Source organism: Candidatus Koribacter versatilis Ellin345 (assembly GCF_000014005.1).
Classification (GTDB): Bacteria; Acidobacteriota; Terriglobia; order Terriglobales; family Acidobacteriaceae; genus Korobacter; species Korobacter versatilis_A.
Map to the genome: position 1 here is coordinate 2583797 of NC_008009.1, position 24362 is coordinate 2608158.

Annotated in this window: 21 protein-coding genes and 1 other RNA gene; 12 read left to right on the forward strand and 10 right to left on the reverse strand. The window is 58.4% G+C overall.

The genetic code is table 11. The annotated features are described in order from the left end of the window. Window positions 1-50: 50 nt before the first annotated feature. Both ACID345_RS11145 and ACID345_RS11150 read left to right on the forward strand, forming a co-directional pair. Entirely contained in the window at window positions 51-1154 is a 1104-nt protein-coding gene (locus tag ACID345_RS11145; protein WP_041856560.1) for a metallophosphoesterase, read from the forward strand. A gap of 66 nt (window positions 1155-1220) precedes the next feature. After that, window positions 1221-2708, forward strand: coding sequence for a B12-binding domain-containing radical SAM protein (locus tag ACID345_RS11150; RefSeq protein ID WP_011522968.1), 1488 nt, complete (start codon window positions 1221-1223; stop codon window positions 2706-2708). Window positions 2709-2714: 6 nt separating this feature from the next. Here the strand turns inward: ACID345_RS11150 and ACID345_RS11155 are convergent, their stop codons facing one another. Further along, window positions 2715-3329: a response regulator gene (locus tag ACID345_RS11155; protein WP_011522969.1), complete on the reverse strand. Its 615-nt coding sequence runs from the start codon at window positions 3327-3329 to the stop codon at window positions 2715-2717. Window positions 3330-3519: 190 nt separating this feature from the next. Between ACID345_RS11155 and ACID345_RS11160 the strand changes: the two genes are divergently transcribed. Then, window positions 3520-3759 carry a hypothetical protein gene (locus ACID345_RS11160; protein WP_148210083.1) on the forward strand — a complete coding sequence of 80 codons (240 nt, stop codon included), beginning with the start codon at window positions 3520-3522 and terminating at the stop codon, window positions 3757-3759. A 63-nt stretch (window positions 3760-3822) separates the two neighbouring features. Continuing rightward, window positions 3823-4668, forward strand: a complete 846-nt coding sequence (locus tag ACID345_RS11165) for a bile acid:sodium symporter family protein (RefSeq protein WP_041855635.1) — start codon at window positions 3823-3825, stop codon at window positions 4666-4668. A gap of 19 nt (window positions 4669-4687) precedes the next feature. On the opposite strand, the gene ACID345_RS11170 is transcribed toward ACID345_RS11165, so the two are convergent. From ACID345_RS11170 to ACID345_RS11185, 3 genes are all read right to left on the reverse strand, one after another. Further along, window positions 4688-5752, reverse strand: coding sequence for an AI-2E family transporter (locus ACID345_RS11170; RefSeq protein WP_011522971.1), 1065 nt, complete (start codon window positions 5750-5752; stop codon window positions 4688-4690). Between the two features lie 127 nt (window positions 5753-5879). Further along, window positions 5880-7319: a YXWGXW repeat-containing protein gene (locus ACID345_RS25425; RefSeq protein WP_011522972.1), complete on the reverse strand. Its 1440-nt coding sequence runs from the start codon at window positions 7317-7319 to the stop codon at window positions 5880-5882. Between the two features lie 781 nt (window positions 7320-8100). Beyond that, window positions 8101-9534 carry a PLP-dependent aminotransferase family protein gene (locus tag ACID345_RS11185; protein ID WP_011522974.1) on the reverse strand — a complete coding sequence of 478 codons (1434 nt, stop codon included), beginning with the start codon at window positions 9532-9534 and terminating at the stop codon, window positions 8101-8103. Window positions 9535-9591: 57 nt separating this feature from the next. On the opposite strand from ACID345_RS11185, the gene ACID345_RS27220 reads away from it, so the two are divergent. The 4 genes from ACID345_RS27220 to ACID345_RS11210 all read left to right on the forward strand — a co-directional run bounded on the left by ACID345_RS27220 (window position 9592) and on the right by ACID345_RS11210 (window position 13377). After that, window positions 9592-10671: a hypothetical protein gene (locus tag ACID345_RS27220; protein ID WP_011522975.1), complete on the forward strand. Its 1080-nt coding sequence runs from the start codon at window positions 9592-9594 to the stop codon at window positions 10669-10671. After that, entirely contained in the window at window positions 10668-10985 is a 318-nt protein-coding gene (locus ACID345_RS26310) for an NIPSNAP family protein (protein ID WP_049761864.1), read from the forward strand. The genes ACID345_RS27220 and ACID345_RS26310 overlap by 4 nt, the downstream gene beginning before the upstream one ends. A gap of 159 nt (window positions 10986-11144) precedes the next feature. Continuing rightward, entirely contained in the window at window positions 11145-13010 is a 1866-nt protein-coding gene (locus ACID345_RS11205) for a hypothetical protein (protein WP_011522977.1), read from the forward strand. A gap of 76 nt (window positions 13011-13086) precedes the next feature. Next, window positions 13087-13377, forward strand: a complete 291-nt coding sequence (locus ACID345_RS11210; RefSeq protein WP_011522978.1) for a GYD domain-containing protein — start codon at window positions 13087-13089, stop codon at window positions 13375-13377. A gap of 62 nt (window positions 13378-13439) precedes the next feature. On the opposite strand, the gene ACID345_RS11215 is transcribed toward ACID345_RS11210, so the two are convergent. From ACID345_RS11215 to ACID345_RS11230, 5 genes are all read right to left on the reverse strand, one after another. Then, window positions 13440-14183, reverse strand: coding sequence for a hypothetical protein (locus ACID345_RS11215; protein WP_148210085.1), 744 nt, complete (start codon window positions 14181-14183; stop codon window positions 13440-13442). A 49-nt stretch (window positions 14184-14232) separates the two neighbouring features. Further along, window positions 14233-14599, reverse strand: a transfer-messenger RNA (tmRNA) gene (gene ssrA, locus ACID345_RS26315). A 138-nt stretch (window positions 14600-14737) separates the two neighbouring features. Then, the gene (locus ACID345_RS11220; protein ID WP_187148989.1) at window positions 14738-16426 is read right to left on the reverse strand and encodes a VWA domain-containing protein; all 1689 of its coding nucleotides are present in this window, start codon (window positions 16424-16426) and stop codon (window positions 14738-14740) included. Between the two features lie 48 nt (window positions 16427-16474). Further along, window positions 16475-18190 carry a VWA domain-containing protein gene (locus ACID345_RS11225; RefSeq protein WP_011522981.1) on the reverse strand — a complete coding sequence of 572 codons (1716 nt, stop codon included), beginning with the start codon at window positions 18188-18190 and terminating at the stop codon, window positions 16475-16477. A 93-nt stretch (window positions 18191-18283) separates the two neighbouring features. After that, window positions 18284-19918, reverse strand: coding sequence for a VWA domain-containing protein (locus ACID345_RS11230; RefSeq protein WP_011522982.1), 1635 nt, complete (start codon window positions 19916-19918; stop codon window positions 18284-18286). A 58-nt stretch (window positions 19919-19976) separates the two neighbouring features. Between ACID345_RS11230 and bshC the strand changes: the two genes are divergently transcribed. From bshC to ACID345_RS11250, 4 genes are all read left to right on the forward strand, one after another. Next, the gene (gene bshC, locus ACID345_RS11235; RefSeq protein WP_011522983.1) at window positions 19977-21575 is read left to right on the forward strand and encodes a bacillithiol biosynthesis cysteine-adding enzyme BshC; all 1599 of its coding nucleotides are present in this window, start codon (window positions 19977-19979) and stop codon (window positions 21573-21575) included. 90 nt (window positions 21576-21665) lie between these two features. Continuing rightward, window positions 21666-21974, forward strand: coding sequence for a hypothetical protein (locus ACID345_RS11240; protein WP_011522984.1), 309 nt, complete (start codon window positions 21666-21668; stop codon window positions 21972-21974). Window positions 21975-21980: 6 nt separating this feature from the next. Further along, window positions 21981-22730, forward strand: a complete 750-nt coding sequence (locus ACID345_RS11245) for a glycerophosphodiester phosphodiesterase (RefSeq protein WP_011522985.1) — start codon at window positions 21981-21983, stop codon at window positions 22728-22730. A 1-nt stretch (window position 22731) separates the two neighbouring features. Next, window positions 22732-23649: a CPBP family intramembrane glutamic endopeptidase gene (locus tag ACID345_RS11250; protein WP_011522986.1), complete on the forward strand. Its 918-nt coding sequence runs from the start codon at window positions 22732-22734 to the stop codon at window positions 23647-23649. Here the strand turns inward: ACID345_RS11250 and ACID345_RS26640 are convergent. After that, a complete protein-coding gene (locus ACID345_RS26640) occupies window positions 23556-24287 on the reverse strand; it encodes a CPBP family intramembrane glutamic endopeptidase (RefSeq protein WP_148210086.1) in 732 nt (243 codons plus the stop codon). The two genes, ACID345_RS11250 and ACID345_RS26640, sit on opposite strands and share 94 nt — an antisense overlap. Between the last annotated feature and the right edge of the window lie 75 nt (window positions 24288-24362).

The window sequence follows — 24362 nt, forward strand, 5'->3', positions numbered from 1 at the left end:
TCATCGGCCCGCGGACTCGCTAGAATCGGAGTAGGAGTCCACGGTTGCTCTTGTTCTTGATCGTTTTCCTGTTGCTGTGGGGAGGCATGCACGTATACGTCGTGCAGCGCCTCCTTTCCATTCCCACGCTTGCGGCGCATCTCCCGCTCAAAATCTTTCTTCCCATCGTCACTTTCCTGGCGCTGAGCTACGTCGCCTCCAGAATCATGGAGCACTATGAGCTGGGTAGGTTCTCGCACGTTCTCGAGTACATCGGGGCGACCTGGGTCGGCATCGTTTTTCTTCTGTTTGCGATGTTCGTTTTCGCAGATGCGCTCTCGGGTTTCGGTCTCTTTTTCCGTGAGCAACAGGTCCTGATTCGCACCGTCGCGCTTTGCACAGCCTGCGTTCTCATTGCCATCTCCTACGTTCAGGCGTGGCGCACTCCTGTCGTCACCGAGCACGAGGTCGCGATGCCGGGACTGCCGGCGTCGGCCGATGGCACCGTGGTTGTGGTTGGTACAGATCTCCATCTTGGCTCCATGCTGAATCACCGCTGGGCGAGCGCGCGTGCGGAACAGTTCAAGGCGCTCAAGCCCGATCTGATCCTGCTGATCGGCGACATTTTCGAAGGCGAGAAAGAAACACACGCGGGATGGCTTCCGGTGCTTCAGAAATTTCGCGCTCCGCAGGGCGTCTACGCTGTTACCGGAAACCACGAGTTCTATGCCGGACCGGACGCAATCATCGAACTGATGGGCCGAGCCGGGTTTCGTGTCTTACGCGACGAGAACGTGGAGCTATTGCCGGGGTTGGTGATCGCTGGGGTGGATGATCCTGCATTCCGCAAGCGCGGCAATCGCGATCAATCGGTGGCGCTCGATCAGGCCTTCGCCGATCATCCCGGAGGCGCCACGATTTTTCTCTCCCACACGCCGGTACTTGCCGAGAAAGCCGCGCAACTTGGCGCGGGGCTCATGCTCTCTGGCCATACTCACAAGGGTCAAATCTGGCCCTTTCAATACATCGTACGGCTGGCGTTCCGCCTAGTCTCCGGACGCTACGACATAAGCGGTATGACCGCGATTGTCTGCCGCGGTACTGGCACTTGGGGGCCGCGCATGCGCCTGTGGCAGCCCAGCGAGATTTTACGTATTACGCTGAAATCTATGTAACGGATTTGTCTGAGCGGAATTGCCATCCTGCGCGTCCAAGACGTAACATCTTCGCCGCGGGGTTAAATGAACATTCTCCTCCTTTCGATGCCGGATTCCTTCGAGCATATGCCGCCGGTAGCGATCCGCATGCCGAACGGCGCGTTGACCTCGCTTGCCGGGAACATCGATCCGCAGCATAAGGTCGCGGTCGCAGACCTCATCCTCTGTCAATCGAAAGTTCGCGAGACGGTCACGCGATTCATCAAGGAACTCGATCCGGCGGTCGTCGGTTTGTCGGTGATGACATTCCAGCGTCGCACTGCATCCCGCATCATCGATCTCATTCGCAGGCTTAAACCGGATACCAAGATCGTGGTTGGAGGCTACGACCCGAGCCTCGCCACGCAGGCTTACGAATCCATGCCGCTTGATTTCATCGTGCGTGGGGAAGGGGAGTTGCCTTTCCGCCGAATGCTGCGCGCTCTGGAGAGCGACAACAATTTCGCGTCAATCCCAGGACTCTCGTATCGTGCACACGATGGATGGGTGCACAACGCGATCGGGCCGGTGCACCGTCTGGAAGATGGCGAGATCCGATTACCCAATCGTGATGCGCGGGTGTTGAAGGGCTACACGCTGCTTGGACGCCAAGTGGATGTGATCGAGACATCGCGCGGCTGCACTTACGACTGCAGTTTCTGCTCGATCATTGAGATGCGCGGCCGTAACTTTCACACCTATTCATTCGATCGCGTCCTCGACGACATCCGCGACGCCCGTGACCACGGCGCCCGCACCGTCTTCCTTGTTGACGACAACATCATGCTCAACGTGAAACGCTTCGAGGCTTTGTGCGAAGCGATCATTGCCGCCGGGCTCAACAACATCGATTACTTCGTTCAGGCAATGACCTCGTCTATCGCCAACCACGGCGAGACGATTGCACCACTCATGCAACGGGCGGGATTCCGCTACGTCTTTCTTGGTATTGAGAACGTCGTCGAGAGCGACCTGGTATTTCTCAAGGCTTCCGCCAAAAACACTGCGAAGGAGAACGGCAAGAACATCGGCAACGCCACCATGCGCGCGGTAGACATTCTGCACAAGCATAAGATGCTCGTCGTCGGCGGGTTGATCATCGGCAACCCGGATGACACCCGCGAAACGATTGAGATCAATCTTGAGTTTGCGCGCCAGTATGTGGATTGGCCATACATCCAGCACCCGACGCCGTATCCGCGCACGCCGATGACGGCAGAGTTTCGTGAGCGCGGATTAATTGCTAACGAACGTCTGGAAGAGTACGACGGCACCACGGCAGTCGTGCGCACGGAGCATGTGTCGTCCGACGATATCGAGTATGCGCGCTGGAAGGCAGAACGCTGGATGAAGACACGGCACCTGCCCGCCGTCTTTAAGCATGACCCTTGGTTTGTCGCGACCCACGCTCGAGAGATGACCGCGTTCACCTTCCGCGGTTCCACGTTGAAAACCTGGCTGGGTTTAGAAGATGAGCGAAAAGCATTTGAGCGTTACAAGGAAATCCGCCAGCAGGAACGGGAATACCTCTAGCCGCGGCTATCTAAAATCGTCGTCTTCCGAAATGTGTGGGATCGCCCGAGTGAGGTGATAGCTCACCGCACACAATCGACACGGCGGAAGCACAATCCCCGCAAACAAAACAATCGAGCCACTCGGCAGATGGTCGCCGTCGTGGGTCACGTCGTACAAGCCGGAGACTTGAACGATATCTCCGGCTTCGATGCTTTCGCACCCGGTCACTTGTTCGAGCTCCGTTGCAGACCTCGAGCGACGCATCGCCACCGATCCAATGAGCACAGCCTTGAGCTGTTCGTCGTCGACGGGATAGGTGAGGAAGGCGTCCGCGCCTGCGTCGTACGCACGGTGCACGGCCGGTTCGGAGGCATCGGACGCGGAATGGAAGATGATCGCAGGCTGAGGAATCGAACTTTCCGAACGGATGCGCTCGCAGGTCTGGTACCCATTCAGGCCAGGCATGTTGATGTCGAGGAGGATCGCGTCGTACTTTCCGCTGCGGAGTTCTGCGAGCGCTTCGGGCCCACTGTGTACGCACTTCACCACAAACCCGCTGGCGCGCAGCTTTTTCTCCATCGCGTAAGCATGAACGCGATCATCGTCAACCGCGAGCACGGATGTGGAACCGGACACCATAAAAACAGGGAAACTGTTTGTGGAGCATATCACCGCGAGGAATTCTGGAAGTTAAAAAATGTCAGCTGGTTGTACGAAGTAAGCGTCATTTTGCGCCAACCTTCCCGAAGCCCCTGCATCGAAACTAATTAACTTTCGATAATTGCCCCAACGTCGGCTGGTGAGGCCGCTCCATATGCTGTCGAACCCGATGATTTACGCAGTTCGGTTACCGGCCATCCTGACGCCAGAGAGCCTGGACAGCTACGTGGTTATTGGGGTGCGCTGCCCGCGCTGCGACGTAGCGTACTCGCTCGCGTTGCCGAGGAGCCGAAACCGCCGCGAAGACATCGCATTGGCAACGCAGTGGGCCGAGTCCAACCTCGGTGAGTGTGGCTCCCATCCTGCAGTTCTCTACGAAGTAGAAAGCGGCCCCAAGCAGGGTCGCTGAGCCCGCTTCCATTGATTCGCGCAGCAGCGTATGCTTCGGACTCCGAACAGTGGCCGCCGACCTATGCGCTACCTCGTACTCATCGCGCTGTTCTTCCTCATGGTTTCCGTAGGCCTCAGCCTTCAGCCATCTGAGCTGATTACGCGTTGGAAGCGCCCCACCATTTCGGGTTGGATCGCGTTGACGCTGGTGACCTTCGTCGTTCCGCCTGCCATCGCGCTGATCCTTGCCTGGATCTTTCGGCTGGACTACGGTGAAACCGTGGGTCTTTTTCTGCTCGGAGTCTCTCCGGGAGCGCCGCTCATGACGCGTAACCTGGGGAAGAGCGGGTACGATATACATCTCGCTGCGAGCTATCAGATATGGGCAGCGCTCATGATTCCCATCATGCTTCCGCTACTCGTGGCGGCAGCTGCGCGGTTCGGTGGCCGAGCGCTCTGGATTTCGCCGCTGGTTCTGCTCTGGCAGATCGTTCTGAAGCAGTTGCTTCCTCTCGGCCTGGGAATGCTCGTCGCATGGTTCTTTCCGGCATTCGCAGAACGCAATCGTCCCCTCGCAGGCCGAATCGGAAATATCCTCTTCATCCTCGCGCTGGTCCTGATTCTTTATGCGCTGGGGGCCGAGCTCAAGCACCTCACGCTCTTCCTTCCGCTTGCCGCGATCCTGCTGGCAGTGAGCTCGGTCGCAATCGTCCTGGTCGTCGACATTCGCGATGAAGCGATGCGCAAGACGTTCGCGATCTGCAACACCAACCGCAACGCAGGATTAGCTCTGCTTCTTTCGGCGCAATACGTCGGAGCGCGAGATTCCGCACCGACGTTGGTCTACTACGCCCTGTTCGCGCCAGTCGTGATGCTGATTTATTCTCGGATCGTTTCGAAGCCAACGGAAACATCAGCAATCGCATAAGCAACCACAGGCCTCGTCGTCAGACATCTTCAAGCCAGATGAGAAACAACTTGTAGCCGACGGAAAGAATGATGGCGCCGATGAACAATCCAATCGTGCCCATCGCGATGAAGCCGCCAATCACGCCGAGAAAAACCACCAGGGTAGGTACCTGATTGCCACGCCCCAGCAACATCGGTTTCAGCACGTTGTCGATTACGCCAACGAACATGCACCACACGAGAAAAATGACTGCTGGAGTTGTGCTCGTGATCGTGAATGCAAAGGCCACAGCGGGAAGCAGAACCACAACTCCCACTTGCAGGACCGCTGCAACGAAAAACAACAGGCTCCACATTCCGGCGCCCGGCAAGCCAACAACGAGAAATCCGAGGCTCGCCAAGATGGTTTGAATCAGCGCCACGCCGACAATGCCGTTGGTCACGCTACGAACCGTGTTCGCCGTCAGCGTCTCGAACTCGTCGCCCTTCTCGCGGAAGATGCGTCGAAAGATCTTTTGCGAGAATTCGGCATTGCCCCGACTGCTTGCCAGTAGAAAGCCTGCAAGCACTATCGAGAGGATGAACTGGAGGAGAGTGCCCCCTAGCTTGGCGCCGGCCGAGAGCAAGGTGGGGGCATACTTCTGGATCACGGGCGAGACCTTGTTCAGCGCCTGCGTGGCGTCCGTGGAGGCCGTTGTCCAGACCTTATTCAGGGGCTTGCCGATGAGCGGCCAGCCCTGGACCTTCGCGGGTGGGGGTGGAATGCGGAAGTTGCCGCTCTGTACCTGGCTGGCAATGGACCTCGCGCCATCCGTCAGTGTGCCTGCGAGCAGCACGGCAGGAATCACGATCAGGCTGAGCAGGATGAGGGTGCACAACACCGCGGCGAGCTTCTCGCGACCTCCCAGCGCCGCAGCGAGCTTGCGATAGCCCGGATAACCTGCGGTGGCGATGATTACACCCCAAGCGAGAAGCGGGATGAATGCTTTGAGGATGACGAAGCACGTGAGCGCGAGGAGGGCAATGAGGCTGAGACGAATCGCCACTTCTCGTGTGCGGAAGAAGTGATCGCTTTCGGAGACGATCGGCGTTGAGGTCGCCACGTGTCCTCCTATTCGAAATTGAAGGGCAGCGTAGAAGACGGGTTAGGTTATGGACACTGGCAGATTTGTCAGCGCAGAAAAACGCCCCGAAAAATCGGGGCGTTTGCTTAATGTTTAGGTTGAAGTTTTAACCCTTTGGCTTCTCTTCCTTCTTAGGAGCCTCGCTCTTTGGAGCGGACTGGTGGGCCGGGGCTGCTTCATGTTTTGGTTGCGGTGCCGGCTTAGCGCTTGCCTGGTGCTGCGGAGCGCTGGCGTGCGACTCCGGCTTGGGGGCAGCCTTAGGTGCCGGTGCTGGCTTCGGAGCAGCCTCATGCGAGGGCTTCGGAGCACTGTGGGTCGTTGGACCGCGGTCCGACTGAGGCATACCCATCGAACGCGGTTCGTTGGACGGCTTCGTCTTAGGCTCGTTCTTGCTGGCCGAGACTGCAGGCCGCGTCGGTTCCGGCTTCGGAGCCGCATGCGGCTGAGCCGCTGGCGATGGCTTCGAGGCGGTTTCCGTTCGCGTCGGCGGAGCGGTTACGTGTTCATTGGCCTTGGCATTGGCGTGTTCGGTCGCGGCTGGCGGCTTCGGTACGTTGTGGGCCGTAGCGCGCGCGGGCTCGTTGCTACGTTTCGATTCGTTCGCATTTGCCGGCTTTGGAACATTGCGGGCCGGTTCATTCGGACGGTTTGCATTGGCGTTGCGCGTGGGCTCGGGTTTGGTCGCAGCCGGATGCGCAGGTTCGTTGCGGTTTGCGCCGGTGCTGCGTGCCGGTTCGGGCTTCCCAGGGTTTTTCGCAGGTTCGTTGCGTTTGGCCTTAGCGCGTGGCGCCGCGGTCTTCGGCGTGGCCGTCAGGGCCGCGCGATTTACTTTTCCGCCGGCAGATTTCGCAGCGACGGCCGCTTTGAAATCGTTGGGGCGAGCGGTGGCTGCGATCGGAGGCCGGCCGTTATTGTTGCGCGCCAGGAGCTGCGTGTTGCGGGCAGCTGCCTCGCGGTGCTGGCGCTGCATCTCCGTCGCCTCGACGTGATGCTGCTGGCGATACGAAACCTGTTGCTGGGTTGGACGGGCATATACGCCGCCGGATCCGCCGTTATAGCTGACGCGGCTGTTGTTGTTGACGACGACCGTCTTGTTGTAGACGTTGTGAATGTTGGTGACGTTCACGTTGTTCACGCGACGGTTGTAATAGAAATCGTGGCCGCGCCACTCGCCGCCGTAGTAGCCCCGCCCGGTATAGCCGAAGCCGTAGTTAATGCCGCCATAGAAGCCGACTTCGTTGCCCCAGTAGCCGTCGTTCCAGCCGTAGGCACCCTCATTCCAGCCCCAATAGCCAGGCGTCCAGTAGAGGCCGGCCTGAGGCGGTTGCACCCACGTACCCGGGACCCAGTAATAACCTTCATCACCGTAGCCCCAGTAGCCAGGTGTCCACATGTAGCCGGCGCCGGGGCAGGGAGGTTGGGTGTAGACCGGGATCGGCGGTGGGCCGACGGAAACTGATAGAAATACGCCGGCGTACGAGACGGCGGATAGCGAGATAAAGAGCGCCGCGAGTGCTACCAGGCGCAGGAGCCGATTTGCATTCATCACTTTTCTCCCTCACAAGCTGGTGATGCTCTGTATTAAGGGAGTCGGCTTAATGACTGGCAGTTGTACGAGTAGGGCGCGGTTTTGCCGAACTATATTTCGGTTCTCCGGGGCAACTCAGCCGCTCATTTGCGAGTACCCCACCCCCCCTCCCCACCTTCTAGTGTTTTCAGCGACTTAGAGTATGCAATCTTCGCAAATTCCTCTTTCTAAACATAGTTAGAGGTAAATTCCTCTCGGCGTAGGAGTTAGGTGCATTTTTCGCGAGAATTCTGCGTGTTATCGGACATTGAAGGGCAACATCTTTCACCACGAAGGACACGAAGGGAAGACGAAGAAATCGGGGGATCAAAACGTTCGCATTCCCACGAATTTCGAGGCTAAATGTACGAAAAATGAGGAGATTGTGCGTGTCTTTCGTGATTTCGACGCAAATATTCGTGGTTTTCAGGAGCAATTTTCTGCTCCGGGGAGAACAGCAGATTCTTCGTCGGGCTGCCGCCCTTCTCTGAATGACAAGAGAAGGTGGTGGAAAGGGAAGCGACTTGGCGGGCCGGCCGCGCGGATTTTCAAAGAGCTTGGGATTGCTGATGGGGTAGGCCCGCATGCGCAGAGTATTTGACGGCTGGCGAAGGCGCGGTGACGGGGAGCACGGGTCGTGGTGCGATGGGTCACAGATTCATCGCAGAGGGCATTGCGGTGGCGATAGGGGTGGTTCGACTGCGAATCCGCATTGGTATGCGGATTCTTCGCTCACCATGACAGAGAGACTCGCTTCGTCTTAGAGGACGCGGGCGAGGCGACGGATTCCATCTTCGATTTCGGATTCGCGTAGGCGGGAATAGCCCAGCATGAGTCCGGCAGCGCGCGGTGGATGGATGTAATACGGCGCGATGCCGTAGACGCGGACACCAACTTCAGCGGCGGCCTGCACGAGCTTGTCTTCGTTGCGATTGCGATTGAGCCAAAGGACGATGTGGGCCCCGGCGTTTTGTCCGGTAACAGTGACTCGTGAGCCGAGATGTTTGGCGATTGACTCCAGCAGGACTTCGCGACGTTTGCTGTTGCGTTGGCGAACGCGCCGGAGATAGCGCTCGTAGTGGCCTCCGGCGAGGAACTCAGCGAGCGTCTGCTGCTCGAGAGTTGGGCTGTGGCGATCGCAGAGCCACTTTGCGGCGGAGAAAGCTGCGATCAGAGACTTCGGGACGATGAGATAGCCGAGTCGAAGCGCGGAAAAGATCGTCCGCGAGAAGGTGCCGATGTAGATGACGCGGCCTTCGCGATCCAGACCCTGCAGCGATTCGAGTGGATTGCCGGCGTAGTTAAACTCACCGTCGTAGTCGTCTTCCACGATGAAGGCGTTGGCGCGCTTCGCCCAGCGCAGAAGTTCGATCCGCCGTGCGAGAGGAAGAATTGCGCCGGTGGGGAACTGATGCGACGGCGTAACAAACGCCAGGCGCGCACGTGATGGCAACTTGGATGGGATGATTCCAGCGGCGTCCACCGCGATCGGCAAGAGCTTAGCGCCGGCGACGCGCAGGGCCTCACGCGTGCCCTGGTAGCTGGGGTCTTCTATACACACGGGATCGCCACGCTCTAAGAGCACGCGAGAAATGAGATCGATCGCCTGTTGCGAGCCGTTGACGATGATGACCTGATCGGTGTCGCACTGCACGGCACGCGCGCGACGCACGTGGGTGCAGATCAATTCCCGAAGTTGCGAATTACCTTCGGGGGGACCGTAGTCGAGTTCGGCGACGCGGGTGCGGCGTGCGCTACGGAGCAGCAATCGTCGCCAGAGCGCGAAGGGAAACGTTTCGAGATCACTGCAGCCGACAGCGAAGTCGAGTGGCAGCGGACGCTCGGCGCGAGAGGGAAGGTGGACGGCAGCGCGGGCCTGCGCGGCCGCTACCCCGTATTTCGAGAGCGCAATGCGCGCAGGATGGGAGCGCTTCGGGCGCACGTCCGGCGAGATGGCGTTCGAGACATAGGTTCCCGAGCCGGTGCGTCCTGTGACGAAGCCCTCGGCAAGAAGCTGTTCGAAAGCTGTGACGGCGACGGTACGCGAGATCCCGAGTTGTGTCGCCATTTCGCGCGTGGAGGGTAGGCGGGAACCAGCCGGGACTTTCCCGGTAAGGATAGCGTCACGAAGGCCGGCATACACCTGCTGAAACAGTGGCGCCTGGTCTCGCGAAAGTGGTATTACGAATTGCATGGGAAGTGGATATTGGAAGATACCACAACCCAAGCGAGACTAGTTGCGGAGAATCTTATGAAAACGCTCCGCAGAATTTGCCTCGCCGTACTCTTCGCCGCAACTTCTTTTTCCGCACTCGCGCAAAGCACAAGCGCGGCCGCCGGGCCGGAGATCCGTGACGGTCAGCATGATTGGGACCAGCTCTTCGGCAATTGGAAGATGCACTTACGGCGTCGGCTGAATCCGTTGACAGGATCGAACCAGTGGGTGGACTTCGAAGCGCATGACGTGTTCCGCGGTGTTCTGGCAGGACGGGCCAATCTCGACGAGTTTGAGGCCGAAGGGGCGACCGGTCACATCGAAGGGCTGACGCTGCGGATGTATGACCCGACTAACCATTACTGGCGGATTTATTGGGCAAACGCCGCCGGACCCACGATGGACGGCCCACCGATGGTGGGTCGCTACACGAACGGTCGGGGAGAGTTTTACGACCACGAAATCTGGCACGGGAAATCTATCTACGTGCGGTTTTTGTGGACGAATGTCAGCGATCACTCGGGAGATTTCGAGCAGTCGTTCTCCGAGGACGGAGGGAAAAACTGGGAGCCGAACTGGAACACCACAATGGAGCGCGAAGAAGTGCCGGGAGCGAAAGTTGCGCCGAATCCCGACATCCATGATGGGCAGCACGATTTCGATTTTGAATTCGGTACTTGGCATGGCCATTTGAAGCGGCTCCTGAAGCCACTTTCCGGATCGAGCGAGTGGAAGGAATACGACGGAGGATTCACCGTCGGCAAACTTTGGAACGGCCGCGCCAACATTGCGGAACTGCAGATGACAAACGGCGGCACGAAGATTGAGGGCGTGAGCCTGCGGCTCTTCGATCCGAAGACGCGCCAGTGGACGTTGTGGTGGGCCAACCTGCACGACGGCGTGCTGGACGAGAAACCGCTCGCGGGATGTTTCCAGAATGGCCGCGGCGAGTTCTTTGGGCAGACGGTGTTGGATGGAAAGTGGGTGATGGTGCGCTTCGAATTCAGCGGCCTCTCGGATACAGCGGAGCATGTGGAGCAGGCGTTCTCAACCGACGGCAAGACATGGGAGACGAATTGGACTGGGGACTTCACGAAAGAAAAGAAGGGGCAATGATTGTCGAGCTGCGGACGTACCGGTTGAAGGCGGGATGCTGCGAAGCGTTCCTGGAAGCCTTTCGCGCGAAGTCGATGCCGGCGCATGCAGAGATCGGGATGAAGATCGCGGGACCGTGGGTATCTCTGGAAGAGCCAGACACGTTCTTCTTTATGCGCGGATTTCCGGACATGGAGTCGCGCGAGCCGATGAAAGCGAAGTTCTACGAAGGCGAGTTGTGGAAGAGGGAACTGGAAGCGCAGCTGATGCCGATGATCGTGAGCTATGAGGTTGTGCTGGTGGAGATGCGAGAGGATGGGGTGAAGTGGACCTGAGATTACGCATTCTCCACTAACTCGAAGGGGCCGGGCATTGTCCGGTAGGGAGGTGGAGGGAGGTACTTAAATCATCTCCGTTGGGAGCCTGGGCGTGGTACTGTGTGCGACTCCAGAACGGAATGCCGGGTTTTTCAGCTACTTCAGTGGCGGTGCCCCATGCCTGACCCAGATACCACTCCCACGCTCGTCGAGCCGACTACGAATGTGGATGATCCTGCAGACAACCAACAAGTAGAAGCAACGAAGGAAACTTCGAAGGTCGCACAAAAGCGGAGTCCCACGAGCAGCGACACGTGGATCGGCTATGTATTTTGGCTGATCATCATCTTTTGGATTCTGGTGGTGAAAGTTCCACCTATGCACGCGTTTTTTTGGCGGTATTGGTGGGAGTCGCTCATAACCCTGGTGTTGTTGATCGCGGTGATTGGATCGTACGCGCCGTGGCGGCAGAAGATTCGGAGCAGCGTACACACACGGGTTGGCTCGGTGATCGTGGCGCTCGCGGGTATCTCGATTCTTGAGGGCGCTATCAGCGTTCTTCCACAGCGATACCAGATCCTGGCGTTGCGCTCCACCTTCCTGCTGGTGGTGTGCCTGTTTCCGGTGATCCTGTATTACCTGTTCATCACAACGCGAAAGTACAGCTTACTGAATGAATTCATCACCAACCTGGAACGTCTCGGATTGCTGCGCGAACGAGTGACGACTCCGCGTTCGGCTTCATCTGCCGCGAAGGAGATCGCCCCGGACTCAGCGTTGAATTTGCGTATTCTGACATATTTGCAAAAATTCGAGGCGGTTTACGGAAGCCTGGATCCAGAACTCGTGAGCGAACTCGTGGCTGCTACAGACCCAGCGGCGGTGTTTGCGAAGCCGGAGTGGAACCGACGCGCCACTGCGGGATTCTCCAGCATCTTTACTCCTGAAACTACGGCTCCACTGGTTACAGCTACCGGGCTGATTGCGCTCGGGTGGATCCTGGCGTTACCGCCATGGCAGGCGGCTGCGCCCCAGCCGCTTGCGGCTCAAGCCAAGAGCGCCAACACGCAGGTGCTTTCGGCAGCGACGCCGGGATTGCCGACGAGCGCAACTGGAAGTACGGAGACTCCGCTGCCCGCGAAGGCCGCAGATGCCGCGCCGTCGACGGTGGCACAGACGAACACAGTGTCGTGGCTGCGGGCTTTGTATCCGGACGAATCGCCGGTGTATTTCGCGTTCCTGGGCGCATATTTCTTCTCGATTCAAATGCTGTTCCGCCGATATGTGTTGAAAGACTTGCGCTCGAGCGCCTATGTAGCAGTGTCGCTGCGGATTGTGATGGCGGTAATGGGGACGTGGGTGATGATTCCGACCGCGCGCACGTTGCACATCCTGGATAGCTCCTCAGACCTGAACACCAATTCCAAGCTGCTGGTGCTGAGCTTTGTGATCGGAGTGTTTCCGCCGGTGATCTGGCAATTCCTGCAGGCGGCGTTCAAGAAGATCAGCGGGGCACGATATTTCTTGCCGAGCTTGAGTTCGGAGTTGCCGCTGAGCAGCCTTGATGGACTGACCGTGTGGCACGAGGCGAGACTCGAAGAAGAAGACATTGAGAATGTGCCGAACATGGCAACGGCGAGCATTGTGGACCTGATGCTGTACACGCGCTTTTCGCCGGACCGGATCATTGACTGGATCGACCAGTCGATTCTTTACACCCAGCTCGGACCTGACCGAAAGATCGGAAACAGTGAGGTTACGGTGCGGGCGAAGTTGCGGTCACATGGAATCCGCACAGCAACGGCATTGCTGGAAGCGTATCGGAAAGCGACAGACCCAGAAGATAAGAGGGGGTTCGAGGCGATTCTCGAAAGCGACGGACGGCCACCCATCCGTACGCTGACAGATGCTCTGCTAACAAGTCCGAACCTGGATCTGGTACGAAACTGGCGCGCTCTGGAGCCATTTGCGGGAGGCGAGTGGGTGTCGCATACGGCTCCGGTACACCATAATCGCGCGTTGGCGGTGCAAGCGAGAGGGTAGTGGCGCCGGCGCAGTTAAAAACTTGACTACGCGCAAGCGCGAACCCTATTGTTGCAGACCCTAAGGAGGGACGCCAATGCCACATTACATAAGTTTGATTCGTTACACGCAGCAGGGAGCAGCGAATATCAAGGAGAGTCCGAAACGCCTCGACGCGGCGAAAAAAGCGGCGAAGGCGGCGAAAGGGAAGGTCCACTCATGGTTCCTGACCATGGGCAAATATGACGCTGTGATCATCTCGGAGTTTCCTGACGATGAGACGGCAGCACGATTTCTGTTGTCGACGGGAGCGGCGGGCAACGTCAGCACCCAGACGCTGAAAGCGTTCACGGAAGACGAATTTCGAAAGATTGCCGGATCGTTGTAGCGGACTTGATCGGAGACGGACTGGCCGCTCACGGGCGGCTTTTTCATTGCACGGTTCATCAGCTAAGCAGGAGATTCAGCCAGGTGGAGTGCCTTGCGCGTAGCATTCAATGTGTTGATCAGCGATTCCTTCGGGACCTTCCCTACGATCGGATCGATGATCCAGGCCAAGGCCTTGGGAACATCTCGCGACAGGGAAATGGCGCGGCATTCAATGGACACATCTTCCTGCTTTTCTTCAAAACGCCAATACGAGTTCAATCGCCATAAGAATCCATGTCCGGTGTCGGGCTGCAGGATTTTTTGGTCTTTCGCGTCCGCGTTCTGGACTTCGGAAATGCTCGTTGTGTGCGACCAGCAGGTCCAGCGAGTTGCGCTTATCTGCGAGTAATGGACGGCGTGCTCCGTGTCGAGGACGACGGAGATCACTTTTTTCTTGAGCAGGCGCAGGAAGATTTTAAAGTCGTCGCCGGCGTGGGTAACGAGTTTCGACTCCATGACGTCGGGCTTGTAGATTTGCTTGTGATTGTCATAGTCCTGCACAACGCGGAGAACTTGCGACACTTTGACTCTGGGAATATACGCAGCGCCCACCCAGTCGTGGATCAGGCCTTGGGGCACGTGAATGGGTTTGGTGCCTGACCAGAACTGCGCCAGAACTTTGCCTTTTGCGACTTCGGAGGAGCGCTTGAGGTCGGCGTCGGCCCAGAGAAACGGATCCGTGGTGGCGCGCATGGAGGCTTCGGCATCGGCGACGTAAGTCGTGAAGGCCTGCAAGGTCTCGGCGTTCAAACGGATTGGTTCCACCGTTTGCGACATAGATTGTCAGGGGATGCTTGAAACGAAAAGAAGGAATTGGTGGAGGCGGCGGGAGTTGAACCCGCGTCCGCAAGCGAAGTCAGTCAGGAGCCTACATGTGTAGTCCTATTCCATGCGCCGGGATAAACCGGCACCTTCGCGTCTTGGGCTTAGAAAGGACAAGAAACCCAATCGGCTAGCCTGAAGATCTCAATCGAACGCCCAGACGTAGCGTTCAATCCAGCCTACTGTGCGACGCCCTGACTCCGGCCCGTAGGCGAAGCTGGAGAGGACGGCAACTTAATTAATTAAGCTGCGTAAGCCATCTGCGTGTTGGCAGATATTGTTTTGCACACGATCACGGGTGCGTGCACCCCGACATGCCTCCTGGCCGCAAACACTTCCGTCGAAGCCGTGACGCCCCCACGTTGGTTTTGCAACCGGATGATGACTGGTTGTCAAAGAGCTAAGTTCAGATTAGCACCGAATCGCCGCCAAAGCGATGAAATGGCACACTGAACTCGGTTACTCATTGGATGAACTGAGGAGTCGTAAGGATTCTTCTAGTCAACCTGGAGGGGTGCGCCGAGGGTGCCAATTTTGCCGTTACCGTCGTCACGGACGACGAAGAGAAGCTGGTAGTGGCCCTTCGCGATAACCAACTCTTCCGCAAGGCGAAAGCCGTTCTTGTTGACTCCCGGCAGAGATTCGGGCTTGAGATGCGCGCTGATGGTCTTGGCAAACACACGGACCGACTTGCCCTTCTCGTCGGTGGCGATGGCTTCAATGTCGAGGCCGATTGCATTATCGGGAGCCGCAATGGAGATGCTGTTCGCAGGAAAGTGAAGATCGAAGCTCACCTTGCGGGTGTTGTTTTCCGCGGGTGCAGCCTTCGCTATGTGAACTTCCATTGGCACTGCGGTGAACGCAAGCGGGGAAGAATAGGCGAGTTGCAACTCGTTGCGGGCGCGCTTCGAGTCGGGCGCCGGATTGTCGCCAACGTAGAAACCGTCGCGGGCACGAATCTCGCCGTGAGCGCCGGCGACCTGCACCTTCAACTTGCGCCAGCCGGGCTTGCGATCGTCGGAAGGAAGGTAATAGCTCAACAGGTAGTACTGCGAGGAATCTTCTTCCGCGCGGGCAAAGCAGGTGGCGAGGTCGTTCTGGTTGATACAGGGATGGCCGCCAGTGGAGTGGGCAAAGGCGCGTAAGGAATCTTGTGCATTCTGGCGCGGATCGACGGGCAGAGGAGTTGGGGCTCGAACCCCGGTACGGGAAGCCTGGGTCATGGCGGGCGGACGCGAGCGCGCACTCATGGCGCGTTGCGACAGGTCGGGTCCGAGGAGCCCTTGGGCGTCCACGGGATACACAGCGATCTCCGCGGCGTTGAGAGCCCGCCATGTGCGCTGGTAATTGTCCATCAAGGTAGTGTCGATGCCGGTGACGCTGTCCGGATCATTCAGAAGGAAGGGAAGACCACCCGTCGCCCAGATAAGAGTCTTTCGGCCCGGAATGCCGGCATAGGACTGCGCGATCTGATCGAGTGCATCGAGGGTAGTGAGCGTCTGGATGCGCTGCTTGTAGGCGCCGAAGTCGGCATCGGCGCGCTGATTCATGATCTCGAGCAGTTGGCTGGCCTCGGTGGAAGAGGGATCGTCGAGGGCATTACTGGATTCCGGATTGACGAAGGCGCCTGTGGCGAGTTCGTCTTGGGTAGAGATATTGGACTTCAGCTTGTTGAGGGCGGCGATGAGGACGCTGGTGTCGGTGGTAAAGCTGTGCACCGGCCGAAGACCGTTGCGGTTCAGGACATTGAGGGCCGTGGGACCGTTGTCCTGAAGATGGTTGCTGAGAAACTTGACGATCTCGGCGCGGGCGCGCGCCTGGTAGAGAAAGGGCGTATTCAGCAGATCCACTACGATGATCGTGACGCGACGAGTTTGGCCATCGCTCGGAATGAAATTCGAGAACTCGTACTGTGCCGCGGGTCGAGGCTTCAGTGGGGCAGCGGTGGTGGTGATCTCCTCGAAGTTAGCAATTTCGCGGCGATGACCGTTTTCTTCAAGGGTGAAATCTGTTTGCTTGAGCCCGGTCATGTGCTTGCCGGATTTGTCGTTCACGATGACGGGAACCGTGACCAGCTCGGTACGCGAGGAGAATGTAGTCGGCTTGTCTGGAGCTGCGGGCTGCTGCGCAGCGATGGTGGTTCCGAGAAGGATGAGCGCGAGCCCGAACAGGGTGCGGTGCGTCACGAACTTACTCCCGATGTGAACGTTACATTCCATTCCGAGTCCCTTTGTTTATTCAAGATGGATTGGCACGGTGACGCTGCCCATTTTGCCGGACTGGCCGTCGCGGACAACGAAGCGGAGGAGCGTGGCTTTGCCGGCGGGGACGACGAGGTCGCTGGTGAAGCTGACGCCTTCCTTCATGACCTTCGCGATGTTGTCGGGCTTGATGTGGGCGTCAATGGTTTGGCCGAGGACGCGGGCAAGCTGCCCCTTGCCATTTTCGACAACGGCGCCGATATCAACGTAAACGTGGTTGTTGTCGGCGATGTCGATGGTGAGCGCGCCCGATTGCGCTAGCAACGTGAAGGAAACGTTGTGGTCTCCGTTCGCGGCCTTGGTGATTTCCTTGAGTTGGATGGCGAGCGGGATTGAAGTGTAGTCAATCGGGGAGACAGCGGCGGTATCGAGTTGTTCTTTGAGGCTGCCTTCCGAGTGCTGCTTGGTATCGCCGATAAAGAAACCGTCGCGGGCGCGGATTTCGACGGACGACACGGCGACGTGGACCTTCAACTTTCGCCAGCCGGGCTTACGGTCGTTCTGGGACAGGTAATAGCTCAGCAGATAGTACTGCGAAGAATCGGTCGCGGCCTTCGCGAAGCAGTTAGCTAGATCGTTGGTGTTGAGGCAGGCCTGACCGCCGGTGGCGGCTGCGAAGGTACGCAGCGAGTCTTCGATGTTGGTGCGGGCATCAATGGGCAGTCTCGTCGGACGATTCGGAGCCAGCGATGATCCGCGCGACGCGACAGACGTGCGGGACGACGCGAAGCCGCGCTGCGACGTGTCGGGCGGAAGCAGGCCTTGGGAATCGATTGGATAAAGCGCGATGTTGGCGGCGTTGAGGATCTGCCAGGTGCGCTCGTAGTTCTGCATCAGCGAACTATCAATGCCGATGACGCTGCGGGGATCATTGAGGAAAAACGGAAAGCCGCCGGTCGCCCAAAGGAGCGCTTTCCGTCCGGGAATTCCGGCGTAGGCCTGGCCGATCTGCTCGAGTGCTTTGAGAGTCTTCTGGGTGTTGAGGCGCTGATCGTAAGCAGCGTAGTCGGCATCAACGCGCTCGGCCATCACTTCGAGGAGTTGTGTGGAGGTGTCGGCGACATTGATGTCGGCCGTGGCGTCGTCAAAGGGATGCGGGCTGTCGGGGTTCACCAGGTTGCCGGCCGCCTGCAGGTCCTGCGAAGAGAGCTTTCCGTTCACCAGCTTGAGAGCGTCGATCAGGACGGAAGTATTGCTAGTGAAGCTGTGGATCTGCTTTAAGCCGTTGCCATCCAGAATACAAAGGGAAGTGGGGCCGTTATCTTCCACATGCTTTGAGAGGTAGGAAATGATCTCTTTGCGCGTTTGCGCCTGGTGACGGAACGGGGTATTCAGCAGATCGATAACGATGATCGAGGTGCGGCGGACGTTGGCATCCGTGGGAATGAAGTTAGAGTATTCACGCGCGACCTTGTCGGGAACACGGTAGGCTTCGGAAGTCGGTGAAATCTCTTCAAAGTGAGAGATCTCGCGACGGGAGCCGTTCTCTTCAAGGGTGAAATCAGATTGTTTGAGGCCGGTGATGTGCTTGCCGCTCTTGTCGGTGACGACAACGGGAACGGTGACGAGCTCGGTCTGTGTGCGGAACGTAGGGAGCGGGACAGCGCCTGAGGCTGCCTGGCCGGAAGACTTTGCGAGCACAGAGGGGAGCATAGCTGCAAGAAGGAAGATGGGAAGGGGCCGGATCATGACATGGAACTCCACTGCCACAGTGAGACTCCGCGAACCGAATTAAAGCAGGAGCGATGGATCGCCGCAAGCGGCCTTATAGTGACGGGCTCGTTATTTTGAGTTGGTATTCAAGCGTGCGACCACGCTGCCGATTTTGCCCGTGAGGTTATCGCGAATTACGAATTTCACTCGATTCGTATTCGCGGGAAGGGTGATCGTGTCGTGCATCGCAAAACCCTGGCTCTCGATGTGGTCCGCGTTCTCGAGAGTGAGGTTTCCGGTGATGCGTCGTGCGAAGATGCCGCTGGACTGATGGTGTGGACCGAGGGCGACGGCGGCAAATTCGATGTTGGCAAAATTGTTGTTTTCGCGATCGATGCGGAAGGAGCGCGGTGGTACCGTGAGATCGAACGTGAGGTTAGCGCCGGAAGCCAGCGCGGAGACCTTGATTGCGATCGGAAAGCCGGTGTAGGCGACGGGGGAGGCGAATGCGAGTTCCATTTCCATCTTGAGGCTCTTCGGTTCCGGCTTTTCGGAATAGCCGGAGAAGAATCCGTCGCGGGTGCGAACCGCGGTCTCCTTGCGGTCGACCTTCACCTTGATCTTCTCCCATTGCGGTTTGCCGTGGCTTTCGTGCGGCAAATAATAGCCGATTTCGTAGTACTGAACCGCGTCCTGCACGGCGTTGCGAATGCCCACCCCTATGTCGTTGCGATTGTAGAAGGCGGTGCCGCCTGTGGCGTCGGCGAACGCATTCATCGTGGATGTGAGGTTCAGGTGCTTGCTCATGGACTCGAGCCCAAGACCGTGGGCATCAACCGGGTAGACAGAGAAGTTCGCCGCGTTGAGAACGAGAAAGGTGCGGCGATAGGTGTCGAGCATGATGTCGCCGTACGCGGAGATTGAAGTTGGATCCAGGATATTCATTGGCAAGCCGCCGGTGATCCAGATCATGATCTTGCGCCCAGGGATGCCGGAGTAGGCGTGGGCCAGTTGTTCGAGAGAAAAAAGGGTGATCTCGACGTCATGATGCGTGCGGTAGCTTTGATACGCGGCCTCGGGGTTCGGGTTCGAGGTGCCGAGTTTGGTGCCGGGGCCGCCGATCGAATTCTGAAGTTGAGCAACGGTTTCCTGATACTGGTTGTAGAGGTACTTGTCTCCGAGGTCCCATCCGAATGTTGCCGATTCGTGAAGGTCTGTCGGGTTCGGGGTGCCGACCCGATCGAGGGCAGTCTCTAGAATGCGCGGGTCTGAGTGCAGTCCGAAAATCTCGTGGAGTCCTGTACTGTTAATGACCATTAACGATACGGGGATGTGGGCGTCGATCAGCACCTTGGCGTTATTAAATAGGGCCCGTCGCGCGTCAGCCGAGTCGGCGAAAGGTGTGTTAAGGAGGTCCATAACGATGACCATCACGCGGCGCGAGACGTTGTCAGTCGGGACGGCGTTGGAAAAGACGCCGTCGGGAGTCTGGTGCGGGGGAAGCGCCGTGTCCTGGGTGTTGATCTCATCGAAGACGGCGATCGGCATTGATTTGCCGTTTTGCAGGACGGCGAAATCCTCCTTCTTTAGCCCTTTGACGTGCTGGCCGGACTTGTCGGTAACCACCACCGGCACCATGACCAATTCTGACCGCGATGTAAACTTAGGGATGCCGCTGTCTGAGGCAGGCGCTGTTTGGGCGAAGGTGAGTGGGACAAACAGGGTGGAGAGAAGGACAACTTTTGCGACGAATTGAGTTCGCATACATCCAACTCCTTTGCCAAACCGCTGACAGCTTGGTACATGTTCCCGGAGAGCGTGATTGATCCCTGACTGTATACCCTTGGCCGAAGTTCCGCATACCACGCGGCTTTTTGCGGACTATCTCGCTCACTCTGCCAAACTGCAGGCATTCTATCCCGCGTTGAAGTACAACCAGAACCTCGCTGCATACACTTCTTCCATCCAGTACCAACCCGGTACTCGGGATCGAGTTGCAACCGCTTTACAAATCTTGAATGAGCGTTTGGGCGCCTCGCCGGAAGCGCTGGCGAATATAGAACGGCTGCGTCGCGGCGCGTATGCGGTGGTGTCAGGACAGCAGGTTGGACTGTTCGGCGGCCCTCTGCTGGCGGTGTTGAAGGCCGCGCACGCGGTACGGTTGGCGCGCGATCTGACGGCGCAAGGGACAGATACGATTCCCGTGTTTTGGATGGCGTCGGAGGACCACGACCTTGCGGAAGTGGACCACGTCTTCCTTCCCAAGAATGATTTTTCGCTGCAGCGCTTCACGGCGGATGCAACCGGCACGACGGGCGCGCCCATGTCGGACCTGCGCTTTGAACCTACGATCGAGAACCTAGTTCAGCAGACCTCCGAGCTATTGGGCGACAGCAGTCTGGTTGACATCCTGCGCGAAAGCTATCGGCCGGGCGAGACCGTGGCCGGCGCATTCGGCAAGCTCTTCGCACGCTTGTTTGCGAAGCATGGGCTGGTACTGCTCGATCCCGCGGATACGGAGTTGCATCGGATTGCCGCGCCATTGTTCCGGCGCGCCGTGGCCGAGGCCGCAGAGATTGCGCGTGCGCTGGTGGATCGCGGCAAAGAGCTGGAACATGCCGGATATCACGAGCAGGTAAAGGTGAGCGCGTCGAGCGTGCTGCTGTTTGGCATTCAGGACGGCGCGCGAGTAGCGATCCAGCGCCAGAACGACCACTTTAGCGTCGGTAAAGAGAAACTGACCCAGGAAGAGCTTCTGGCGCGGATTGACGCCGAGCCGGAGAAGTTCAATGCCAACGTGCTGCTGCGTCCGGTAATGCAGGACACATTGCTGCCAACGCTGGCATATATCGGCGGGCCGGCGGAAGTGGCGTACTTCGCGCAAGGATCAGTGGTTTATGAACGATTGCTTGGACGAGCCACGCCGATTCTGCCACGCTTCAGTGCGACGCTGATCGAACCGAAGGTCGAAAAGCTGCTTGAGAAATATGACTTGAAGTTCGAAGACATCAACCACGGTGCGGATGCTCTCGCCGAGAAGCTGGCGCAGAAGACACTGCCGCCGGAATTGGATGAACAGTTCCGCGTCGCATTGGCGACCGTGACGCAAACCATGGCGCAGGCAAAGGACGCGCTGGCCAAAGTCGACGCAAGCCTGGTGGAAGCGGCGGAGCGGGCGACGTCGAAGATGCGCTACCAGGTCGGAAGATTGCATCGGCGGGCGGCGCGGGCGGCGCTGCGGAGAACCCATGTGCTCTCGCAGCATGCGGACCTGATCGTAAATGCGCTGTATCCGGAGAAAGAGCTGCAGGAGCGCACCGTCGGGGCAGCGTATTTCCTGGCTAAGTATGGACTCGATCTCGTGGATACCCTGGTGGATGCAGCGGGGACTTGTCCGGAGCATCGGGTGATTCGGGTTTGATCCTGAAGCGACCTTGTAACCATAGGGGTCCTTCGACTTCGCGGTCTGCGCCCGCTCCGCTCAGGATGACATCGGTAGTAGAATCTCCCAATGGCCAAGCATGCTGCTCCTTTCGAGACGACCTGCCCCTGCTGCGGGGCGGTGCTGAAGATTGATCCCGAGACGAAGGCGGTCTTGTCGCACGTTCCCAAGGCCGTGCCCAGAATGTTCGCGGATTTGAACGAAGCGGCCAAGGCGATGAAGGAACAAGAAGGCCGCAAGGAATCCATCTTCAAGCAGTCGGTGGAAAATCAGAAGAACGCGTCTGACCTGCTTGAGAAGAGGTTCCAGGAAGCTCTCAAGAAAGCCAAAGAGACGCCTGACCCAGGCAAACCAATCCGCGACTTCGATCTCGATTAACGTCCTATGGGCGAGCAGTCCAAAAGGCCGCTCCTGCTGGGTCATCGCGGGCAGCGGCACACGCGGCGGAAGATCATCCGATACTTCCAGCCGCAAACCATTCCTCCCGACAATACGATCGCCGCTTTCGAACTCACCATGCAGCGCGGCTGCGATGGCTTCGAATTCGATGTGCGCTACACCCACGACCGCCGCGGCGTGATCTGCCACGATCCGGATTATCGCGGACAAAATGTTGCCAACACGAAGTACGAGGCCTTGCTGGAGGGACGCCGGGTGCGCGCGAAGCGCACAGACTATCCGCCGGAGGAGCAGATACCTTGCTTGGAAGATGTTATGGCACGGTTTGCCGAGCGCGCGTATCTGGATATCGAGGTTAAGATTCCCGGCTTCGAGCACGAAATTGTCGCGGCACTTCGACAACATCCACCCACGAAGGGATTTGTGGTGTCGTCGTTTCTGCCAGCGGTGCTGCGGAGGTTTTACGAGTTAGATCCGGAGTTGCCGCTGGGATATATCTTCGGCGATCGGAAGTTGATGGCGGAGTGGCGCGATCTGCCGGTAAGCGTGGTAATTCCAAACGTGAAGCTAGCAAGTGATGATCTGGTTCAGGAGTGGCACGCGGCAGAGAAGCAGGTGTTCGTGTGGACGGTGAACCGCGAGTCGGAGATGCGTCGACTGGGGTTGTGGGGCGTGGACGCGATTATTTCCGATGACACGGAATTACTGGTGAAGGTGCTCGGCGGGAGCAAGTGAGATGTTCGCGCTGATGATCTTCGGCGGCCTCGGCCCATGGACAGGCGTGGAGATCGCTGTCGCTCTCGCGCTCGTCGCGTTGCTGCTGGCGTTTGGATTCGGCGGCGACAGATTCGTGCGGGCGCTCAGCTTGCGTTCACCTGTAGCTCAGGTCGCTGTCTCGACTGTCTTCGTCCTGCCGTACGTGGTGCTCGCGCTCGCCGACGGAATTTTCCAGTGGCGATGGTTCGCGGTCTATACGCTGGTACCGATCGCGGTCGCAGCGGCATTGGCCTTGTCGGCGAAGGTTGACACGGAGCAGAAGGGCACAGTCTTCGATTACGCAGTGCTGCTCCTGCTCGGTCTGGCGGTGGACCTAAGATGGTTCGAGCCAGCGTGGCCGAACCATCTACATGCGATTGGCAAGATCGTTCTGTTGGATGCGGGGCTGTATGCGTTTCTTGTCATCCGTAGGCTGACCGGAACAGGGATCGATTTCCGTGCGCGGTGGCGGGATTGGAAGATCGGGTTGCGCGAACTCGCGTACTTCACGCCGATTGTGCTGGCGTTCGGATTCGCGCTGTCTTTCTTGCATTGGCACTCACGATTGCCACCGTGGTGGCTGCCGCTGGCCTGGCTCTACACGGCAATGTTCATAGCGATTCCCGAAGAGATCTTTTTTCGCGGCTGGATGCAGAACCTGCTGGAGCGAAGACTTGGGCGCAGGTGGTCGCTAGTCGTGACGGCGATTGTTTTCGGCTTGTCGCACTTTAACAAGCGGATGCCACAGTTCAACACGGCGTTCAATTGGCGCTACGTACTGCTGGCGGCGATTGCCGGAATCTTCTACGGGCGGGCCTGGAGGCAGGAGCGTCGGGTGGCGGCGTCGGCCATCACGCATGCGTCGGTAGACACTTTGTGGTCCATCTGGCTGCGCTGAGCTTTGTGCGGCGGATGATAGCGGAGATAGCCGAGGCCCACACGCATGTTGTGGTGCATCGCTGCAGGCACGCAGACTGCGATCGTCAATCCGAAGACCGCGTGTGCAAAGCCTAGGGAATAGAGATCGCGGTAACGCAGGAATAACGTGCAGGCCGCTGCGCCCCAAATCAGCGTGAGTACCGTGAGCACCGGATTGGGGATGTGCGCCACCGCAAACAACGTCGCGCTCAACATCACCGCAAGCGCGGGCCGCTTCACGAGTCGGAGAAAACGCAGCAGGAAGTATTCCTGCAGGATGAACTGCTGGAGAAACGACCAGATCACGTATCCCCAAACGCGCGAGATCATGATGCCATTCGTGAACGGCGGGTGAAGCGTTTGCTCGTGGCGGGCGAGCAGGACCTGGAGCGTGGCGAGCGCGATGGCGGTTGGCATAATCCAGAGCGCGCGTTTAAAACCGCGGAAGCTGAATTCGACCGCATTGCGATTGGCGCGGATGCCGACGGTGGAGAGAACAATCCAGGCGAAAGCGGCGAGCGAGAGCCAGTCTTGGAGCGGGCGCGGCGACCACAGCGCCAGCATGATCAGCGTAAAAGTGAAAGCGACCTCGAACACAGGCCGCGCGGTCTGGCTCACATCCTGCTGCACAACTGCTCATTATGCCCGAAATCGAGGCGGGCGAGGCGGCGATTGGCGATTTCTTACAACCCC

Coding starts and splice junctions, on each gene's coding strand:
- ACID345_RS11155 (WP_011522969.1), bottom strand. CDS start 3,329: ATGGTGTCCGGTTCCACATCCGTGCTCGCGGTTGACGATGATCGCGTT.
- ACID345_RS25425 (WP_011522972.1), bottom strand. CDS start 7,319: ATGAATGCAAATCGGCTCCTGCGCCTGGTAGCACTCGCGGCGCTCTTT.
- ACID345_RS11210 (WP_011522978.1), top strand. CDS start 13,087: ATGCCACATTACATAAGTTTGATTCGTTACACGCAGCAGGGAGCAGCG.
- ACID345_RS11205 (WP_011522977.1), top strand. CDS start 11,145: ATGCCTGACCCAGATACCACTCCCACGCTCGTCGAGCCGACTACGAAT.
- ACID345_RS11230 (WP_011522982.1), bottom strand. CDS start 19,918: ATGCGAACTCAATTCGTCGCAAAAGTTGTCCTTCTCTCCACCCTGTTT.
- ACID345_RS11245 (WP_011522985.1), top strand. CDS start 21,981: ATGGGCGAGCAGTCCAAAAGGCCGCTCCTGCTGGGTCATCGCGGGCAG.
- ACID345_RS11185 (WP_011522974.1), bottom strand. CDS start 9,534: ATGCAATTCGTAATACCACTTTCGCGAGACCAGGCGCCACTGTTTCAG.
- ACID345_RS11150 (WP_011522968.1), top strand. CDS start 1,221: ATGAACATTCTCCTCCTTTCGATGCCGGATTCCTTCGAGCATATGCCG.
- ACID345_RS11225 (WP_011522981.1), bottom strand. CDS start 18,190: ATGATCCGGCCCCTTCCCATCTTCCTTCTTGCAGCTATGCTCCCCTCT.
- ACID345_RS11160 (WP_148210083.1), top strand. CDS start 3,520: ATGATTTACGCAGTTCGGTTACCGGCCATCCTGACGCCAGAGAGCCTG.
- ACID345_RS26310 (WP_049761864.1), top strand. CDS start 10,668: ATGATTGTCGAGCTGCGGACGTACCGGTTGAAGGCGGGATGCTGCGAA.
- ACID345_RS11240 (WP_011522984.1), top strand. CDS start 21,666: ATGGCCAAGCATGCTGCTCCTTTCGAGACGACCTGCCCCTGCTGCGGG.
- ACID345_RS27220 (WP_011522975.1), top strand. CDS start 9,592: ATGAAAACGCTCCGCAGAATTTGCCTCGCCGTACTCTTCGCCGCAACT.
- ACID345_RS11250 (WP_011522986.1), top strand. CDS start 22,732: ATGTTCGCGCTGATGATCTTCGGCGGCCTCGGCCCATGGACAGGCGTG.
- ACID345_RS11165 (WP_041855635.1), top strand. CDS start 3,823: ATGCGCTACCTCGTACTCATCGCGCTGTTCTTCCTCATGGTTTCCGTA.